At 65.1% G+C, this 16,866-nt stretch carries 18 protein-coding genes and 1 pseudogene; 15 read left to right on the top strand and 4 right to left on the bottom strand.

Annotated elements, in window-relative coordinates; genetic code table 11:
- Nucleotides 1-208 precede the first annotated feature (208 nt).
- From B6V74_RS11940 to B6V74_RS11925, 4 genes are read left to right on the top strand one after another with little or no spacing between them, the layout of a single operon-like run.
- On the top strand, nucleotides 209-1,861 hold the full coding sequence (locus B6V74_RS11940; protein ID WP_088720427.1) for a glucan biosynthesis protein G: 1,653 nt from the start codon (nucleotides 209-211) through the stop codon (nucleotides 1,859-1,861).
- Complete coding sequence (locus tag B6V74_RS11935; RefSeq protein ID WP_088722906.1) at nucleotides 1,858-2,070, top strand: hypothetical protein; 213 nt, start codon at nucleotides 1,858-1,860, stop codon at nucleotides 2,068-2,070. Before B6V74_RS11940 ends, B6V74_RS11935 begins: the two co-directional genes overlap by 4 nt.
- Before the next feature lies 1 nt (nucleotide 2,071).
- On the top strand, nucleotides 2,072-3,886 hold the full coding sequence (gene mdoH / locus B6V74_RS11930; RefSeq protein WP_088722905.1) for a glucans biosynthesis glucosyltransferase MdoH: 1,815 nt from the start codon (nucleotides 2,072-2,074) through the stop codon (nucleotides 3,884-3,886).
- The gene (locus B6V74_RS11925; RefSeq protein WP_088722904.1) at nucleotides 3,879-5,078 is read left to right on the top strand and encodes an OpgC domain-containing protein; all 1,200 of its coding nucleotides are present in this window, start codon (nucleotides 3,879-3,881) and stop codon (nucleotides 5,076-5,078) included. Before mdoH ends, B6V74_RS11925 begins: the two co-directional genes overlap by 8 nt.
- Nucleotide 5,079: 1 nt before the next feature.
- Here the strand turns inward: B6V74_RS11925 and B6V74_RS11920 are convergent, their stop codons facing one another.
- Nucleotides 5,080-5,976, bottom strand: a complete 897-nt coding sequence (locus tag B6V74_RS11920; protein WP_075775814.1) for a LysR family transcriptional regulator — start codon at nucleotides 5,974-5,976, stop codon at nucleotides 5,080-5,082.
- A gap of 123 nt (nucleotides 5,977-6,099) precedes the next feature.
- On the opposite strand from B6V74_RS11920, the gene B6V74_RS11915 reads away from it, so the two are divergent.
- The 10 genes from B6V74_RS11915 to rpmE all read left to right on the top strand — a co-directional run bounded on the left by B6V74_RS11915 (nucleotide 6,100) and on the right by rpmE (nucleotide 12,763).
- Nucleotides 6,100-6,672, top strand: coding sequence for an NAD(P)H-dependent oxidoreductase (locus tag B6V74_RS11915; RefSeq protein ID WP_075775813.1), 573 nt, complete (start codon nucleotides 6,100-6,102; stop codon nucleotides 6,670-6,672).
- 206 nt (nucleotides 6,673-6,878) lie between these two features.
- Nucleotides 6,879-8,378, top strand: a complete 1,500-nt coding sequence (gene ffh, locus B6V74_RS11910) for a signal recognition particle protein (protein WP_075775812.1) — start codon at nucleotides 6,879-6,881, stop codon at nucleotides 8,376-8,378.
- 5 nt (nucleotides 8,379-8,383) lie between these two features.
- Nucleotides 8,384-8,926: a GNAT family N-acetyltransferase gene (locus B6V74_RS11905; protein WP_088723058.1), complete on the top strand. Its 543-nt coding sequence runs from the start codon at nucleotides 8,384-8,386 to the stop codon at nucleotides 8,924-8,926.
- Entirely contained in the window at nucleotides 8,923-9,219 is a 297-nt protein-coding gene (locus B6V74_RS11900) for a chorismate mutase (RefSeq protein WP_078522032.1), read from the top strand. The genes B6V74_RS11905 and B6V74_RS11900 overlap by 4 nt, the downstream gene beginning before the upstream one ends.
- Before the next feature lie 45 nt (nucleotides 9,220-9,264).
- Nucleotides 9,265-9,636, top strand: a complete 372-nt coding sequence (gene rpsP / locus B6V74_RS11895) for a 30S ribosomal protein S16 (protein ID WP_075775810.1) — start codon at nucleotides 9,265-9,267, stop codon at nucleotides 9,634-9,636.
- Between the two features lie 83 nt (nucleotides 9,637-9,719).
- Nucleotides 9,720-10,226 (top strand): ribosome maturation factor RimM, encoded by a 507-nt coding sequence (gene rimM, locus B6V74_RS11890; protein WP_075775809.1) that lies wholly within the window; start codon nucleotides 9,720-9,722, stop codon nucleotides 10,224-10,226.
- Between the two features lie 4 nt (nucleotides 10,227-10,230).
- Nucleotides 10,231-11,046 carry a hypothetical protein gene (locus B6V74_RS11885; RefSeq protein ID WP_088722903.1) on the top strand — a complete coding sequence of 272 codons (816 nt, stop codon included), beginning with the start codon at nucleotides 10,231-10,233 and terminating at the stop codon, nucleotides 11,044-11,046.
- A complete protein-coding gene (gene trmD / locus B6V74_RS11880; RefSeq protein WP_088722902.1) occupies nucleotides 11,039-11,872 on the top strand; it encodes a tRNA (guanosine(37)-N1)-methyltransferase TrmD in 834 nt (277 codons plus the stop codon). Before B6V74_RS11885 ends, trmD begins: the two co-directional genes overlap by 8 nt.
- Nucleotides 11,873-12,152: 280 nt before the next feature.
- Nucleotides 12,153-12,530, top strand: a complete 378-nt coding sequence (gene rplS / locus B6V74_RS11875; protein ID WP_075775806.1) for a 50S ribosomal protein L19 — start codon at nucleotides 12,153-12,155, stop codon at nucleotides 12,528-12,530.
- Between the two features lie 11 nt (nucleotides 12,531-12,541).
- Nucleotides 12,542-12,763 carry a 50S ribosomal protein L31 gene (gene rpmE / locus B6V74_RS11870; RefSeq protein ID WP_075775805.1) on the top strand — a complete coding sequence of 74 codons (222 nt, stop codon included), beginning with the start codon at nucleotides 12,542-12,544 and terminating at the stop codon, nucleotides 12,761-12,763.
- An 84-nt stretch (nucleotides 12,764-12,847) separates the two neighbouring features.
- Here rpmE and B6V74_RS11865 read toward each other — a convergent pair whose 3' ends face one another.
- A complete protein-coding gene (locus B6V74_RS11865) occupies nucleotides 12,848-13,558 on the bottom strand; it encodes a YoaK family protein (protein ID WP_075775804.1) in 711 nt (236 codons plus the stop codon).
- 271 nt (nucleotides 13,559-13,829) lie between these two features.
- Here B6V74_RS11865 and metG point away from each other — a divergent pair, with 271 nt between their 5' ends.
- On the top strand, nucleotides 13,830-15,539 hold the full coding sequence (gene metG, locus B6V74_RS11860) for a methionine--tRNA ligase (RefSeq protein WP_088722901.1): 1,710 nt from the start codon (nucleotides 13,830-13,832) through the stop codon (nucleotides 15,537-15,539).
- 147 nt (nucleotides 15,540-15,686) lie between these two features.
- Here metG and B6V74_RS11855 read toward each other — a convergent pair whose 3' ends face one another.
- The gene (locus B6V74_RS11855; protein WP_088722900.1) at nucleotides 15,687-16,181 is read right to left on the bottom strand and encodes a holin family protein; all 495 of its coding nucleotides are present in this window, start codon (nucleotides 16,179-16,181) and stop codon (nucleotides 15,687-15,689) included.
- A pseudogene (locus B6V74_RS11850) lies at nucleotides 16,172-16,783 on the bottom strand (holin-associated N-acetylmuramidase). The gene B6V74_RS11855 and the pseudogene B6V74_RS11850 overlap by 10 nt, the downstream one beginning before the upstream one ends.
- Between the last annotated feature and the right edge of the window lie 83 nt (nucleotides 16,784-16,866).

Below are 16,866 nucleotides of genomic sequence, written 5' to 3'. Positions count from 1 at the left end.
ATATGCGGCGGAAATGTCGCGGAATCGGCGGGAAATTGCGCTTTTCGATGCATGGATGGGCGGTGTTATGCGAGAATCGCATGGCTCGGCCCTGTCCGCCCCAGCGGCCTCGCTTCGCCTCTTGCAGTTTTTCAAGTCATGTGGATATGCAAATTGCAGCACGGCCCTTGTGAGGCCGCGCGAAGCGACTGTAATCGCAGGGAAACAGATGTCTCATTCCCGCACTGTGCAAGTGCCCCGCCTCTCCCGCCGTCAGCTCCTCGCCGCCGGTTCCGCTTTTGGCGCGCTCGGCGCCACGGGAGGCTGGCCGAACCATGCGCTCGCGCAAGATAGCGCCGCCCCGGCCGAGCCCTCGACCGCCCCTGCCCCGGCTCCCGCCGCACCGCAGCAATCGCCGTTTTCCTTCGACGATCTCGCGGCGCGGATGCAGAAAGCCGCCAAGGGCGAAGCTGTCCCGCCGGAAACCAGTTCGGCCGATTTCCTGAGCAAGTTGGATTACGACAGCTACCGGATGATCCGCTTCGACCCGGACAAGTCGCGCTTCGAGAATATCGAGGACACGCGTTTCGAGTTGCAGGCCTTCCATCTGGGCTGGCTCTTCAAGGAGCCGGTGCACCTCTCCAGCGTCGAGAACGGGCAAGCGCGCCCGATGACCTTCTCGACCGACGATTTCATCTATCAAAGCAAAGCGCGCAAGATCGTCCCCGAACATGCCGATCTGCCGGGCATCGCGGGCTTCCGGCTGAATACACCGATCAACCGCCCCGATGTCATGGACGAGTTGATCGCGTTTCAGGGCGCATCCTATTTCCGCGCGCTCGGGCGCGGCTCGGCCTACGGGCTCTCCGCGCGCGGGCTGGCGGTGAATACCGGCGTCTCGGTCGCCGAGGAATTCCCGCGCTTCACCCAGTTCTGGGTCGAGACGCCGACCTCGGGCGCGAACTCGATCACCGTCTTCGCAGAGATGCATTCGGCCTCGCTGACGGGGGCCTACAAATTCGTCATCACGCCCGGCGAGGCGACCGCGGTCGACGTGACCGCACGCCTCTTCATCCGCGAGGACATCCAGCAACTCGGCGTGGCGCCGTTGACCTCGATGTTCCTCTACGGACCGCGCAACCGGCACGATTTCGACGATTACCGCCCGCGCGTGCATGACAGCGACGGGCTGGCGATCGAGCAGGCCGATGGCGACAAGCTGTGGCGGCCGCTGCAGAACCCCGACACGCTCGCCTCCTCCTATTTCGCGGAGAGCGCGCCGAAAAGCTTCGGGCTCTATCAGCGCGAGCGCGAGTTCGATCACTATCAGGACGCTTCGGCCCGTTACGAGCGCCGCCCCTCGGTCCGCGTGACGCCGCAGGGCGACTGGGGCAAGGGCATGGTTCGCCTGGTCGAGATTCCCTCGAAACTCGAGGTGAACGACAATATCGTCGCGTTCTGGGTGCCCGAAGCTCCGGCAAAAGCAGGCGATGCGCTGGAATTCGCCTATCGCCTCGAATGGGGCGACCTTCCCCCCGATCCGAGCGATCAACGCGCCTATGTCGACCAGACATGGGCCGGAACCGGCGGCGTGTCGGGCGTCGAGAACACCAAGGGAACTCGGAAATTCGTCATTGATTTCAAAGGCGGAGAGATTTCGCGCCTCCCCGCGTCGGCTGTCGACGAGATCAAGCCGGTCACGCATGCGAACAAGGGCAAGATCGTGACTCAAGCCCTGTCGAAGGTCGAGCAGGACAATGTCTGGCGTCTCGTTCTGGATATTTCCGCCGATGGCGAAGCGCCGGTGGAACTCTCTGCGACACTAGCCGGTTTTGGACGGAACCTATCCGAGACCTGGCTCTATCAGTGGACCAAAGCATGAAATCACACCTGAAGCTGCCGGCCGTGCCGGCGCTGACCGACCAGCCGAGCGCCCTGCGCCGACTGGCCCCCGAAGACCTCGTTGAGGGGCCCGCCGCGCTGCCGGTCGCCCCGATGCCCATGCCTGCGCAACAGATCGAACCCGATCTTCGGCTGAGTACCCGGCTCGCCCGGATGCTGACCCGCCGCCCGGTCGGGGAAGGCACCTGACATGTCCGCGCTAGCGCGCCCCCGTGGCGCATTGCTGATCGGCCTGCGCGCTCTGGCGCTCGGGCTTGCTGCGCTTGCGGGCATCGGCGCCTTCGTACTGTTCATCCAGTTCGGGCAGGCCGATGGGCTGCAAACGCTCGACGTTGTGCGCGCGCTGCTGATCCTGATCTCGACGCTCTGGCTCGCCTGGGGCGCTGTGCAGGCACTGATCGGCCTCACCTCGCGTGCAGAACCACCGCCGCGGGTGGACCCCCATGCGCGGATCCAAGGGCGCACGGTCGTGCTGGTGCCGGTCTATAACGAAGACCCGGTCTCCACCTTCTCGCGCGTGGCCGCGATGGATGCCTCGCTCGCCGCGACCGACGACGACGCGGAGGTCCATTTCGCGATCCTCTCAGACACCCGCAAGGACGACATCGCCCATCGCGAACTGCAGGTCTTCGCCCATCTCGTGGAAGAGCGCGACGCGCTTGGCCGGTTCTTCTATCGCCGCCGCACCAACAACGTGGGCAAGAAGGCGGGCAATATCGAGGATTTCATTACCCGTTCCGGCGCGGCCTATGATTTCGCGCTGATCCTCGATGCCGACAGCCTGATGGAAGGCGAGACGATCCTGCAGATGATCCGTCGGATCGAGGCCGAGCCCCGCCTTGGCCTGCTGCAGACCCTGCCGAAAGTCGTGCGGGGTCGCTCACGCTTCGCTCGGGCGATGCAATTCTCGGCCAGCTTCTTCTCGCCCGTCTTCGCGCGTGGCCTGGCGATGCTGCAGGGCAAGACCGGCCCGTTCTGGGGCCACAACGCCATCGTGCGTACCCGCGCTTTCGCCGAAAGCTGCGGCCTGCCCGCGCTGAGGGGGCAACCGCCCTTCGGCGGGCATGTGATGAGCCATGACTATGTCGAAGCCGCGCTTCTGGCGCGCAACGGCTGGCTTGTGCGGCTCGACGACGATCTGGAGGGCTCCTTCGAGGAAGGCCCGGAGAATATCGTCGATCACGCCAAGCGCGACCGCCGCTGGTGTCAGGGCAACCTGCAACATGCGCGCATCATCGGCGCGCCGGGGCTGCGTGGCTGGTCGCGCTTCGTCTTTGCGCAGGGCATCATGGCCTATATCGCGCCGCTGTTCTGGCTGGGATTTCTCGTGGCCTCCATCGCGGCGCCCCTGTTCGTGCCGCCGCCGGATTACTTCCCCGAGCCCTACTGGCCTTTCCCCTATTTCCCGCCATCGGAGGCCTCGAAGGCGATCGGCCTCGCCATCGGCATCTTCGGCCTGCTGCTGGTGCCGAAACTGCTGATCGCCGCGCGCGCCGCGATGAACGGCACGGCGCGCGGCTTCGGCGGCGGCAACCTCGCCTTCGCTTCGACGCTGAGCGAGCTGCTCTTTTCCTCGCTCACGGCCCCGGTGCTGCTGGCCTTCGCCACGCGTTCGGTCTTTCAGGTGCTGTTCGGAGCGGATGGCGGCTGGCCCACCAACAACCGCGGCGACGGACGGCTGAGCGTCGCCGACGGGTTCAACGCGGCGTGGTGGATTGTCGCCATCGGTGCTGCGGGCCTCGCCGTCACGTGGTGGCTCGCGCCCGGCCTGCTGTTCTGGCTGCTGCCGGTCGGTCTGCCGATGATCGCCGCGCCGTGGCTGATTTCGTGGTCGTCGCAGCCGTCGCGCTCGCAGCTGATGCTGGTGCCTAGCGAGATCGACACGCCGCGCATCCTGCGTCTGCACGACGCGATCTTCACCCGCTGGGAAAACGCTTTCCCGGCCCCCGAGGGCGACCGCGCCGGTTTCGCGGACGCCCCTCACCGGAGCCCCGCACATGCGTAATATCGCGCTGATGAAACCCGGGCGCGACCTGCGGATCGACCTGTTCCGCGGCCTCGCGCTGGTGATGATCTATATCGATCACATCCCGGGCAATCTTTACGAGCATTTCACTTCCCGCAATCTGGGCTTCTCGGATGCGGCGGAGGGCTTCGTCTTCATGTCCGGCCTTGCCGCCGCGCTGGCCTACGGTCCGGCGCTGGCCAAGGGGCTGAGCTGGGAAGGCACCTCGCGACTTTGGGGCCGGGCGTGGCTCCTCTATCTCGTGCATATCCTGACTGCAGTCTGGGCGATCGCCATCGTCTCTGCCGCCGTGCAGTTCTGGGGCAACGAGGCGATGCTGTCCAAGAACGCGATGAAGATCTATGGCACAGACCCGTTTGGCTTCCTGATCGGGATCGCGACGCTGGGTCACCAGCTGGGCTATGTGAACATCCTGCCGATGTATATGGCGCTTCTCTTGATGGCGCCCGCGCTGATCCGGATCGGTCAGCGCAGCAAATTGGCGCTGCTGGCGACCTCGGTCGGGCTTTGGGCGGCGACGGGGCTGTTCCGGCTGAACCTGCCGAACTACCCGATGGAAGGCGGCTGGTTCTTCAACCCGCTGGCGTGGCAACTGGTGTTCAGCCTCGGCATCCTGACGGGCCTTTCGCTGCGCCAAGGCAAGCGGCTCGTGCCTGTGAAAGGCTGGATCATCGCGCTTGCGGCGGGCTGGCTGGCACTTACCTTCGTGTGGGTTCACAACGACTGGATGCTTAAGAATTTCGGCCACGCGGTCTGGCAGTTGCGCCAGTGGAAACTACCCTTCTTCATCGCGGGCTTCGACAAGACATTCGTGTCGCTGCCGCGCCTGTCGCACCTGCTGGCGCTCGCCTATATCCTGTCGCTGCCGGGGATCGTCCCGCGCATCGCCGAGGCGCGCGTGCTGGAGCCGATCCGGATGCTGGGCCGTCACTCGCTGCCGATCTTCGCGCTCGGCACGGTGCTGGCGATCGCGGGCCAGACGGTGAAGCAGGTGCATCCGGGCGGGATCTGGCAGGACAGCGTTCTGATCTTCGGCGGGCTCGCGCTGCAATTCGCCTTCGCCTACGGGCGCGACAATTTCGGCGCGAAGGCTGTGGCCCGGCGCCGGAAGGCCCGCGACGAGACAGAGCCTGCGCCCGCTCCGGTCCGGCGGCTGCACGCCGCAGAATAGCTCAGTTCAAGATCAGACCGTCCGAGCGCGCCGCCTGTTCCTTGATCGCCTTCACGGCGGCCTGAACCTTCGGCGTCCGGTGCAGATCGACATGGGTCACCAGCCACAGGTTGGTGTCCCAGGTATCATAGGGCTTCACCACCTCTTCGAGCGTCGGATCGGCGCGACCCATCGGCACGGTCAGGAAGCCCAAGCCCAGACCCGCCTTGATCGCATCGACCTGGCTCTCGTGCTCGTTCGCGCGGAACACGACTTGCTCGTCGGGGACGTTGTCGCGCAGCCAGCGGTAGAACGGCGCGCGGCTGTCGCGGTTGTCGTTCGACACGAAGCGATGCTTTGCGAGTTCTTCCTTGGAGCGCGGAATCCCGAAGCGCTCGACATAGGCGTGGCTCGCATAGAGCGCATTCTGCATCCGGCCCAGCGACTGCACGACGTTGTCGGGCTCGGTCGGGCGGTTGCCGGCGCGGATCGCGACATGCGCCTCGCCATACTCCAGCCGGAACACGCGCTGATCGGTCAGATAGCGCAGCCGCAGCCCGGGATATTCGCCCAGAAGCTTTTCCATCGCGGGCAGCACCAGCACCGAAACCGCGGTCAGCGACGTCACGATCAGCTCGCCCGTGACTTCGTCGCCCGCGCCCGCGATCCGGGCAGCGAGTTGGCTGAACTGGTCCTCGGTCGCCTGCCCCACGGAGAGCAGTTGCTGCCCCGCTTCGGTCGGCGTGTAACCGCGCGGATGGCGCTGGAACAGCTTCGTGCCCAGCTTGTCTTCCAACGCGTCGACATGGCGGATCACCGTCGCGTGGTGAACGCCCAAAACCTCCGCTGCACCCGAAACGGTGCCGATCCGCGCCACGTGAAACGCGGTACGGATTTCATCCCAACTGTCAAAGCTCATGCTGTGCGCCCGTGAACATAATCTGCTCGATCATGCCCGTTGCGTTCTGGATTGCAAGGGACAAGTAAGGCGCAGAACGAAAATCACGACCCCAAACCGAACACGTTTTACGGAGTCCTCCCCATGACCAAGACCCTTCGTATCGACAGCTCCATCAAAGGCGACGCGTCGATCTCCAAACGCCTCACGGACAAGATCGTCGAGCGGATCGGCGGCGACGTCACCGCCCGCGACGCGACCGCCATTCCCGCCATCGACGGTGCATGGATCGGCGCAGCCTATACCCCGGCCGACCAGCGCAGCGACGAGCAGAAAGAACTGCTCGCCCTGTCCGACGAGCTGATCGCCGAACTCAAGGCCGCCGACACGATCGTCATTGGCTGCGGCGTCTACAATTTCGGCGTCACCGGCCCGCTCAAGCACTGGATCGACATGGTCTGCCGCGTGGGCGAGACCTTCCGCTACACCGATGCCGGCCCCGAAGGCCTCGCCGGCCCGAAGCGCGTCATCATCGCCTACTCCTCGGGCGGCGTGCCACAGGGCTCCGCCTTCGATTTCGCGACGCCCTACATCAAGCAGGTTCTGGGCTTCATCGGCATCACCGACGTGACCGTGGTCGCAGCCGAAGGCGTGAACCTCGACGAGGCGGCGGCGATCGCCAAGGCAGAGACCCAGATCATCGAGCTCGCAGCCTGATCCCCCAGCCTGCAAAGACGTTCCCTACCTCCCCCGACTGGCCCCGTGGTTGACTCCGCGGGGCCTTTGTCATAGTTCACGCGAGATTTCCCCGGAGGACGAATCCCTCCGGTCCCGGCATGAGGTCGGGATCGCCACCAGTCAGCGCGTTGCGCCCACTGGTGCGCTTGTCGTTTGTCCCGGCCCCAATCACAGGAGGGTGGCCCATGTTCGAAAGTCTATCCGAGCGCCTAGGCGGCGTCTTCGACCGGCTGACCAAACAAGGTGCGCTTTCCGCCGATGACGTGAAAACGGCCATGCGCGAAGTGCGCGTCGCGCTTCTCGAAGCTGACGTTTCGCTGCCGGTCGCCCGTCAGTTCATCAAATCGGTCGAGGGCAAGGCCACCGGCGCCGCGGTCACCAAATCGGTCACGCCGGGCCAGCAGGTCGTCAAGATCGTTCATGACGAGCTGATCAAGATGCTCGCGGGCGAAGAGCCTGCCGATGCGCTGAAGATCGACAACCCGCCCGCGCCGATCCTGATGGTCGGTCTGCAGGGCTCTGGTAAAACCACCACCACCGCCAAGCTCGCCAAGCGTCTCAAGGACCGCGAGCACAAGCGCGTGCTGATGGCCTCGCTCGACACCAACCGCCCGGCGGCAATGGAGCAGCTGCAGATCCTCGGCACCCAGATCGGTGTCGACACGCTGCCGATCGTGAAGGGCGAGAGCGCCGTGCAGATCGCCAAGCGCGCCAAGCAGCAAGCGACGCTCGGCGGCTATGACGTCTACATGCTCGACACGGCGGGCCGTCTGCATATCGACGAAGTGCTGATGGACGAGGTTCAGGCGGTGCGCGATGTCGCAAACCCGCGTGAGACGCTCCTCGTCGTCGATGGCCTGACCGGCCAGGATGCCGTGAACGTCGCGACCGAGTTCGACGAGAAGGTCGGCGTCTCGGGCGTCGTGCTGACCCGGATGGACGGCGACGGTCGTGGTGGTGCGGCGCTCTCGATGCGCGCGGTCACCGGCAAGCCGATCCGCTTCGTGGGTCTGGGCGAGAAAATGGACGCGCTCGAGACCTTCGAGGCCGAGCGTATCGCGGGCCGCATCCTCGGCATGGGCGACATCGTCGCCCTCGTGGAGCGCGCACAGGAAACGCTGGAACAGGAACAGGCGGAGCGCATGGCCAAGCGCTTCCAGAAGGGCCTGTTCAACATGAACGACATGAAGAACCAGCTTGAGCAGATGATCAAGATGGGCGGGATGCAGGGCGTCATGGGCATGATGCCGGGCATGTCGAAATACGCCAAGCAGGCGGAAGACGCCGGGCTGAATGACAAGACGATCAGCCACCAGATCGCGCTCATCAACTCGATGACCAAGAAGGAGCGCGCCAACCCGCAGATCCTTCAGGCGAGCCGCAAGAAGAGGATCGCGGCGGGCGCGGGCCTCGAAGTGTCCGATCTCAACAAGCTGCTGAAGATGCATCGCCAGATGTCCGACTCGATGAAGAAGCTCTCGAAGATGGGCAAGGGCGGCATGATGAAACAGGCGATGAAGATGATGGGCGGCAAAGGCGGCGGCGCGCCGGATCTGGCAAACATGGATCCGTCCGAGGTCGAAGCCGCCGCCAAGGCGATGGGCGGCAAGATGCCAAAGGGCGGCATGCCCGGTCTGGGCGGCGCGTTGCCGCCGGGCCTGTCGGGCTTCGGCAAGAAGAAGTGATCGAGATGACCGTCGCGCTGTCCTCCACGCCTGTTCTCGAGACCGAGCGTCTCGTGCTCCGCGCCCCGAAGGCTGCGGATTGGGCGGCATGGCGCGATTTCTACATGTCCGAGCGCAGCCACTGGTTCCGCCCGGTGCAAGAGCCGACCCCCGAAGCCGCATGGCGCAGCTTCGCGGCGATCGCCGGCCATTGGGTCCTGCGCGGCTGGGGCATGTTCGTGATGACCGAGCGCGGCTCGGATCAGGGTTTCGGGGCACTCGGCCCCTGGATGCCAGAGAGCTGGCCCGAGGCCGAGATCGCCTGGTCGGTCTGGTCGCAGGAGGCCGAGGGCAAGGGCTACGTCGCCGAGGCTGCGCGCGCGGTGATCGCTCATGCGTTCCGCGACCTGAAATGGTCCACCGCTGTCAGCTATATCGACCCGAACAACACCCGTTCGACCGCGCTGGCCGAGCGTCTGGGCGCGCGCCCCGACCCGCAGGCCGCCTATCCCGGGGAGCCGCCGATCGTCGTCTGGCGCCACCCCGCCCCGAAGGAGGCCGCCGCATGAGCGATGCAACCACCCGTGCCGCTGAGTTGCTGAAAGAGCATCGCGACAGCATCGACCGGCTCGATGCGGTGATGATCTACACGCTGGCCGAACGGTTTGCCCAGACGCAGGCCGTCGGCAAGCTGAAGGCAGAGCACGACCTTCCGCCCTCCGATCCCGATCGGGAGGCCAAGCAGATCGCCCGGCTCGAAAAGCTGGCGAGCGATTCCGGGCTCGACCCGGAATTCGCGAAGAAGTTCCTCAATTTCGTGATTTCGGAAGTGATCCGGCATCACGAGAAATTCCAGAAATGACGGGCCATCCGGCCCATCACCAGCCATCCAAAGGAGACAACTGACATGGCTATGAAAATCCGCCTCGCCCGTGGGGGCTCCAAGAAGCGTCCGTTCTATTCGATCGTCGCTACCGACTCGCGCATGCCGCGTGACGGCCGCTTCCTCGAGAAGCTGGGCACCTACAACCCGCTGCTCCCGAAGGACAGCGAAGACCGCGTGAAAATGAACATCGAGCGCGTGAAGTACTGGCTCGACCAGGGCGCACAGCCGACCGACCGCATTGCGCGCTTCCTCGAAGCCGCTGGCGAGCGCAGCAAGGCGACCCGCGCCAACATGAAGAAAGCCGTTCCGGGCAAGAAAGCCCAGGAGCGCGCCGAACAGCGTGCCGCCAAGGCCGCCGAGGCGAACGCCGAAGAAGCACCCGCCGAAGAATAATCGGCAGCTATGGATGGCTGGTGGGCCGGGCGCGATATGTGCCCGGCCCCTGCCCCATCCGATCTAGCACAGAGGATCGCATCATGACCCAACCCGAACGCGTCTGCGTGGGTGCGATTGCCGGAGCTTTCGGCGTGCAGGGCGAAGTGCGCCTCAAGAGTTTCTGCGCCGAACCCGAGGATATCGCAGGCTATGCCCCGCTTTATACCGAAGACGGCGCACGCCAGTTCGACGTGACGCTGACGCGGGGCCTGAAGAACGGGCTTGGCGCACGGCTGTCGGGCGTGGCCACGAAGGAAGAGGCCGATGCGCTGCGGGGCACAACCCTCTGGGCCGACCGCGACAAGCTGCCCTCGCTTCCTGACGACGAATTCTATCATGCCGACCTGATCGGGCTGACGGTGGTGGACACCGGCGGCGCCAAGATCGGCACCGTGCGCGCGGTCCACAATCACGGCGCGGGTGACATTCTCGAAATCTACGCGCCCGGGCGCAAACAGGCGCTGCTTCTGCCCTTCACCAAGGCCATCGTGCCGACCGTGGATCTCGCCGCGCAGCGTATCGTCGTCGATCCGCCCGAGGATCTGTAATCGGATGCGTGTGATCGTCCATCCGGGCTTTCACAAGACCGGCACCTCCACGATCCAGACCGGACTGCGCGAAGTCAGCGCCCATCTGCCCGATTGGGTAATTGCGCTGCGCGAAGACATTCCCGACGCGGCCGCCGCTGCCCGCGCCTATTCGCTGACGCGGGACCCGTTCGAGTTGGGGCTCTATCAGGCCGCGCTCGCCAGTTGGGCCGATGCCCTCCCCGAAGACACCAGGCAAGCCGTGATCTCGATCGAAGGGCTCGCAGGCCACATGCCGGGGCGCGATGGCGTGCTGGACTATTCCGCAACGCCAGCCCTGATGGGCGCGCTGGCCGAGATGTTCCGCGCGAAATACGAAGACGCGTTGGAGTTGCAGCTTTTTCTGACCACCCGCGAGAAGACCGCATGGATCGACAGCCTGCATTGGCAGCACGTGCGCAGCGGCATGCTGACGGACTCGCTCGACACCTTCCGCACCCGACTGTCGGGCTTCGATCTCGCCCCTGTTCTGCGTGAGATCGTAAGCGCCGTGGCACCTTTCCCGGTGAACTGGGTCATGCTCGACGAAGCCCGCGATAATCCTCACGGCCCGCTGACGCCGCTTCTTGATCTGATGGGCGTGCCCCCCGAAATTCGCGCGTCGCTTGGCGTCGGGACCACGGCCAACGCGCGCCCGCGGCGGGTGGATCGGGCGGCGCTGGCCGACCAACTCGCCGCGATCAACGCCGAAGGGTTGCCGCGCGAGGCCACAAAAGAGAAAAAGCGCGCCATATTGCGAGCGGCATGGCGCGAAGAGGCAGAGGCGAAATCCGATGAGTGACGACAAACCCAAGCTCGCGACCAAGTCGCATGGCCGCCTGACGATCTCGCCGACGCGCAAGCCCAGCTCGCTGATGGACGAGCCGCTGCGGCTGAAAGGCGCGTGGACCGCGAAGATCGTCACGCTCTTCCCCGAAGCCTTCCCCGGCACGCTGGGTCTGAGCCTTCTGGGCCGCGCTCGCGATCTGGGTCTCTGGGCGCTTGAGACGATCGACCTACGCCCCTTCGGCATTGGCAAGCACCGCAATGTCGACGACACGCCCGCCGGCGGCGGCGCCGGGATGGTGCTGCGCGCCGATGTGGTGGGCGAGGCGCTCAAGCAGGCCGCCCGCGGCACGCCGGATGACCGCGCGCGCTGGCCGGTCGTCTATCTCTCACCGCGCGGCAAGCCGCTGACGCAGGAGATGGCGCGCCGCTTTGCCGACGCCGAGGGCATGACGCTTCTCTGCGGTCGCTTCGAGGGCGTGGACGAGCGCGTGCTGGAGCATTTCGGCGTCGAGGAAGTCTCGATCGGCGATTTCGTCCTGACGGGTGGCGAGGTGGCCGCCCAAGTGCTGATCGACGCCACCGTGCGGCTGCTGCCGGGCGTTCTGGGCAATGCCGAGAGCGCGGTGGAGGAAAGCCATTCCAGCGGATTGCTGGAGCACCCCCAATACACCCGCCCCGCCGAATGGGAAGGCCGCTCGATCCCCGAAGTGCTGACCTCGGGCAACCACAAGAAGATCGAAGACTGGCGCCGCGAAATGAGCGAGAAACTCACGCAGGAACGACGGCCGGATTTGTGGGAGAAGCGGGGGCTTCCCTCAAACGACGATTCATCCAGCTGATCCCGCGCGCCCCTATAAAACAGGCTTGATCCACACCCCATTTCCCCGTAATACGCGCGGGTCCGGACCGGAATCGGCCCTCGGACCCTTTTGCTGTTGCCCGGCGGCGCCTTCTTCGGCCCGCGTCACGGCACCGGCGAAGGGCGCAAAAAGCGAAAGACGACCTGAAATCTCCCGCGGGCGCGACCCTGAAAAGGCGAGCGGACCCGATGAAGACGCGGAGCTCTGAGGCGGCGAAACCTTCACGGGACAAACCGTGAGCATGTGAAAGGACGTTGCGATGAACCTGATCGCACAGCTCGAGGCGGAACAAATCGCCGAGCTCAACAAGACCATCCCGGATTTCAAAGCCGGTGACACCATTCGCGTCGGCTACAAAGTGACCGAAGGCACCCGTTCGCGCGTGCAGGCCTATGAAGGCGTCTGCATCTCGCGCAAGGGCGGCGACACGCTGGCGGCTTCGTTCACCGTGCGCAAGATCTCCTTCGGCGAAGGCGTGGAGCGTGTGTTCCCGCTCTATTCGACCAACATCGACTCGATCGAAGTGGTCCGCCGTGGCCGCGTGCGTCGCGCCAAGCTGTACTACCTGCGCGCCCGTCGCGGTAAGTCGGCTCGTATCGCCGAAGACACCCACTACAAGCCCAAAGCTGCGAAATAAGGAGCGGGACCATGAAAGCCGATACCCATCCCGACTACCACACGATCACCGTCAAGATGACCGACGGGACCGAATACCAGACCCGCTCGACCTGGGGCTCCGAGGGCGACACCCTCACCCTCGACATCGACCCGACCTCGCACCCGGCGTGGAACGGCGGTTCGTCGCGCCTCATGGACACCGGTGGCCGCGTGTCGAAGTTCAAGAACAAGTATGCCGGCCTCGGCTTCTGAGCCTGAGCTGCATGACTGTTACGGAAAAGGGCGCCTCGCGGGCGCCCTTTTTCATGTGTGTCGTCATGTGCATAGCCGCGAGGGTCACCGCCCCCCGCGATAGACCTTGCGCAGTTCCGGCACGGCGATGACGATCAGCAGCGCCGCCGCCAGCGCGAAGACCATCGGGCCGATGCGCTCATATCCCAGCACACCTGCGATGCCGCCCGCGAAGAAGGAACACAGCGTCGCGACATGCAGCAGGAGCCGCGATCGCAGCACCTGCCTGGTCTCCGCATCGCGCGCGCCCGGCAATAGCGCCGCAAGCTCCAGCCCCAGATCGGTCGCGATGCCGGACACATGGCTTGTGCGCACCCGCCCGTCCGAGATTTTCGTGCTCGCCGCGTTCTGCAGCCCCATCAGGAAGCTGAGGCCGATCATCATCAGATGCTCGCTCATCGCCGCAGCCCAGACCATGTCCAGGATCGTCAGCACGATCAGCAGTCCAGCTTCCAGAAGGATCGACAGCGCATAGATCCCGTGCAACCGCCGGCGCTGCCCCACGTCGATCAGCACGCCAGACGCAAAGGCGCCGAAGACGAAGGCCAGAAGCAGCAGCAGGAACCAGATCGCCGTGCCGAACCGCCCCAGCGCGAGCAGGTCGGTCGCGGTCGAGACATTCCCGGTCATATTGGCCGAGAAATAGCCGAGCGCCCGGAACCCGGCCGCATTCACCGCACCCGCGACCAGCGACAGCCAGACCGCCAGCGCGAGGTCGATCGAAACGCTCCGATCGTCTCCGGCATGTATCAGCACCGCCTGCCCCCACGCTTTTGCACTCTCGCCCCGACTATCGACGCCACCCGCGCAAAAGCAAGCCTTGGACGCGCGCGCCCTCTTTGCACTCGCCTTTTATCAGCGCGCCGGCACCGAGACATGACGCGAAACCGATGGCGCAATCGGCAAGGTCTACACCCTCGACTGATCGCAAAGCCGCAAGCGGGCGCGTCTCGGCGCTCCCCCCTAGCCCTTCGCATGATTCCCTAGTAAACCCGCGCCCAAACGCTCCACAGCAAGAGGGTCCTACATGGCGCGCCATCTCATTACCTCGGCCATTCCCTATATCAACGGCATCAAGCACCTCGGCAATCTCGTGGGCTCGCAGCTGCCGGCTGATCTCTTCGCCCGCTACCAGCGCGCGCGAGGCAACGAGGTGATGTTCATCTGCGCCACCGACGAGCACGGCACCCCCGCCGAACTGGCCGCAGCGAAAGCGGGCAAGCCGGTCGCCGAGTATTGCGCCGAGATGCACGAGGTGCAGGCGAAGATCGCGGAAGGCTTCCGCCTCAGCTTCGATCACTTCGGGCGCTCGTCGAGCCCGCAGAACCATCGCCTGACGCAGCATTTCGCCGTGAAGCTGGCCGAGGCCGGGCTGATCCGCGAAGTCTCGGAAACCCAGATGTATTCCAAGGCCGACGGGCGCTTTCTGCCCGACCGCTATATCGAAGGCACCTGTCCCAATTGCGGCTTCGAGAGCGCGCGCGGCGACCAATGCGACAACTGCACCAAGCAGCTCGATCCGGTCGACCTGATCAACCCGCATTCGACGATCTCGGGTTCGACCGATCTGGAGATGCGCGAGACCAAGCACCTCTTCCTGCGCCAGTCGGCGATGAAAGATCAGCTCGATGCGTGGATCGACAGCAAGACCGACTGGCCGGTGCTGACCACCTCGATCGCGAAGAAATGGCTCCATGACGGCGACGGGCTGCAGGATCGCGGCATCACTCGCGATCTCAGCTGGGGCGTGCCCGCGCAATTCGAGGGCGCGCCGTGGTCGGGCATGGAAGGCAAGGTCTTCTACGTCTGGTTCGACGCGCCGATCGAATATATCGCCGCGACCGAGGAATGGACCGAGAAGACGGGCGGCGATTGGGAGCGCTGGTGGCGCACCGACAAGGGCGCGGAGGACGTCACCTACACCCAGTTCATGGGCAAGGATAACGTGCCCTTCCACACGCTCTCGTTCCCCGCGACGATCCTCGGCTCCGGCGAGCCGTGGAAGCTCGTCGATTACATCAAGTCGTTCAATTACCTGAACTACGATGGCGGCCAGTTCTCGACCTCGCGCGGTCGCGGCGTCTTCATGGATCAGGCGCTGGAACTTTTGCCCGCCGATTACTGGCGCTGGTGGCTTCTGTCCCACGCGCCCGAAAGCGCGGATGCCGAATTCACCTGGGAGAATTTCCAGGTCTCGGCGAACAAGGACCTCGCCGATGTGCTGGGCAACTTCGTCAGCCGGATCACCAAGTTCACCCGCTCGAAATTCGGCGAGGTGATCCCGGAAGGCGGCAGCTGGGGCGAGCAGGAAGCGGCCCTGATCGAGGATCTGACCACCCGCATCCGCGCCTACGAGACGCATATGGAAGAGAAGGATATCCGCAAGGCGGCGATGGAGCTGCGCGGGATCTGGGTCGCGGGCAACGAATACCTGCAGGCGTCGGCACCGTGGTCGGTGTTCAAGACCGATCCCGATCAGGCGGCAGCCATCGCAAGGCTCGCGCTGAACCTTATCCCGATCTACGCGGTGCTCTCGGCGCCCTTCATTCCCGATGCGGCGAAGATCATGCTCGAGGCGATGGGCGACGAGGATCGCGACTGGCCGGGCGATGTGAAGACCGCGCTAGAGGCGCTGCCCGCGGGCCATGCCTTCACCACGCCCGAGGTCCTTTTCCGCAAGATCACGGATGAAGAGCGCGAAGAGTGGCAGGAGCGGTTCGCGGGCACCCGCGACTGAGGCCATCAGGGGCGCTGCCCCTCTAAGCTTTCGCGAATTCATCCCGGGATCTTTGGGCAAAAGCGAAGTCAGACACTACGCTCGTCTTCGCTCTTTCGAAATATCCCCCGGGGGGGGGGGGGCCACAGGGCGCGGGGGCAGCGCCCCCTACCCGTTCTGTTTCTCGCCAGACCGCCACGCCGAAAGCGCCGCGTTTTCCTCGTCCGGAGGAGTCGCGAGCTCTGCGGGAGGCACCGCCGGCACCTTCTTCATTCGGAAGTAATGCGCCTCGCGCGCGCCGAAATAGAAACTGACCACCGCGCCGAGAAGCCACCAAAGCGGCTCGGGTACGTAGCCTAGGCCCACCATCCGTTGCGCGAAGCCGACCGGGTCGAGCATCGCATAGACGAAGAGCCCCACGATCCCGAAAGCGAGCACCGGGCGCGGCAGGCGGTTGAGGCCGTTCACGATGCGATCGAAGCGACCGGGTCGGATATATTCGAACTCCGCGCCGTGTTCCTGCAGCGCCGCAAGATAAGCGGTCTGTGCGGCTTCGAGCTTCTTCGCGGCATTGGGCACGAATACCTCCGCGACGGAACTGGCGGCCTCGCCTGCTGCCTTCACCGTGCCCGCACCGCCGAGCAGTTTTTCGATCAAGCCCATTTCGCCACCCGCTTGCGATGCTCGCCCTCGGTAAGGCGAAAGCGTGGGGAAATGAATTCCTCGGCGCGGCGGATCCAGCCGCCCTTCGCGCCCGCTCGTGTCGTGGCGTATTTTCGGCTGGCCGGGCGCGCATCGGCGAGCCGGTAGTAGTAATTGCGCCGCGCGATCCCGTAGGCATCGGCGAAATAGCCGGGCGCGGCCGCATCTGCGAGTTCGGCGGCCGCGATGGTCTGCGGGCCGATGATCCCGTCGACCACGACACGCTGACCCATGTCGCCCAGGAGACGCTGCAGGATCACCACCGCATTGCCGCCTGCATTCACATACATGTCGAAGACCGAGGCCTGCACCGTGGGTGGCAGCCGGTCGATACGCGGACCCTTTTAGTAATGCTCGATGAAGATCTCGGCAGCCTGCGCGGGGTCGAGCGCGCGGACATCCATCTCGTCCACCCGGCCATCGCCGGTCAGATCGCGCCCCAACCGGCGCAGGGTTCCGAGCGTGACGCCGTGCTTGGTCGCGCCGCCCGGATCGTCCGGATCATCGACATAACCGCCTTCGCGCGCGACGATCTCCGCCGCGATCTGGGTGACCGATTTCATGGCCTGCCTCCGTTGATGACAACGTCAGGCAGGCTCGGGCCGTGCGGTTAACAGTGCTGCAAGCGAGCGTTCGCCGGGGTGGG

This window comes from Thioclava sp. F42-5, from assembly GCF_002213195.1.
Taxonomy (GTDB): domain Bacteria; phylum Pseudomonadota; class Alphaproteobacteria; order Rhodobacterales; family Rhodobacteraceae; genus Thioclava; species Thioclava nitratireducens.
Note: the sequence above shows the minus strand (reverse complement) of the source record. Positions and strands in the feature narration are given on the sequence as shown.

Coding starts and splice junctions, on each gene's coding strand:
- B6V74_RS11940 (WP_088720427.1), top strand. CDS start 209: ATGTCTCATTCCCGCACTGTGCAAGTGCCCCGCCTCTCCCGCCGTCAG.
- B6V74_RS11935 (WP_088722906.1), top strand. CDS start 1,858: ATGAAATCACACCTGAAGCTGCCGGCCGTGCCGGCGCTGACCGACCAG.
- mdoH (WP_088722905.1), top strand. CDS start 2,072: ATGTCCGCGCTAGCGCGCCCCCGTGGCGCATTGCTGATCGGCCTGCGC.
- B6V74_RS11925 (WP_088722904.1), top strand. CDS start 3,879: ATGCGTAATATCGCGCTGATGAAACCCGGGCGCGACCTGCGGATCGAC.
- B6V74_RS11920 (WP_075775814.1), bottom strand. CDS start 5,976: ATGAGCTTTGACAGTTGGGATGAAATCCGTACCGCGTTTCACGTGGCG.
- B6V74_RS11915 (WP_075775813.1), top strand. CDS start 6,100: ATGACCAAGACCCTTCGTATCGACAGCTCCATCAAAGGCGACGCGTCG.
- ffh (WP_075775812.1), top strand. CDS start 6,879: ATGTTCGAAAGTCTATCCGAGCGCCTAGGCGGCGTCTTCGACCGGCTG.
- B6V74_RS11905 (WP_088723058.1), top strand. CDS start 8,384: ATGACCGTCGCGCTGTCCTCCACGCCTGTTCTCGAGACCGAGCGTCTC.
- B6V74_RS11900 (WP_078522032.1), top strand. CDS start 8,923: ATGAGCGATGCAACCACCCGTGCCGCTGAGTTGCTGAAAGAGCATCGC.
- rpsP (WP_075775810.1), top strand. CDS start 9,265: ATGGCTATGAAAATCCGCCTCGCCCGTGGGGGCTCCAAGAAGCGTCCG.
- rimM (WP_075775809.1), top strand. CDS start 9,720: ATGACCCAACCCGAACGCGTCTGCGTGGGTGCGATTGCCGGAGCTTTC.
- B6V74_RS11885 (WP_088722903.1), top strand. CDS start 10,231: ATGCGTGTGATCGTCCATCCGGGCTTTCACAAGACCGGCACCTCCACG.
- trmD (WP_088722902.1), top strand. CDS start 11,039: ATGAGTGACGACAAACCCAAGCTCGCGACCAAGTCGCATGGCCGCCTG.
- rplS (WP_075775806.1), top strand. CDS start 12,153: ATGAACCTGATCGCACAGCTCGAGGCGGAACAAATCGCCGAGCTCAAC.
- rpmE (WP_075775805.1), top strand. CDS start 12,542: ATGAAAGCCGATACCCATCCCGACTACCACACGATCACCGTCAAGATG.
- metG (WP_088722901.1), top strand. CDS start 13,830: ATGGCGCGCCATCTCATTACCTCGGCCATTCCCTATATCAACGGCATC.
- B6V74_RS11855 (WP_088722900.1), bottom strand. CDS start 16,181: ATGGGCTTGATCGAAAAACTGCTCGGCGGTGCGGGCACGGTGAAGGCA.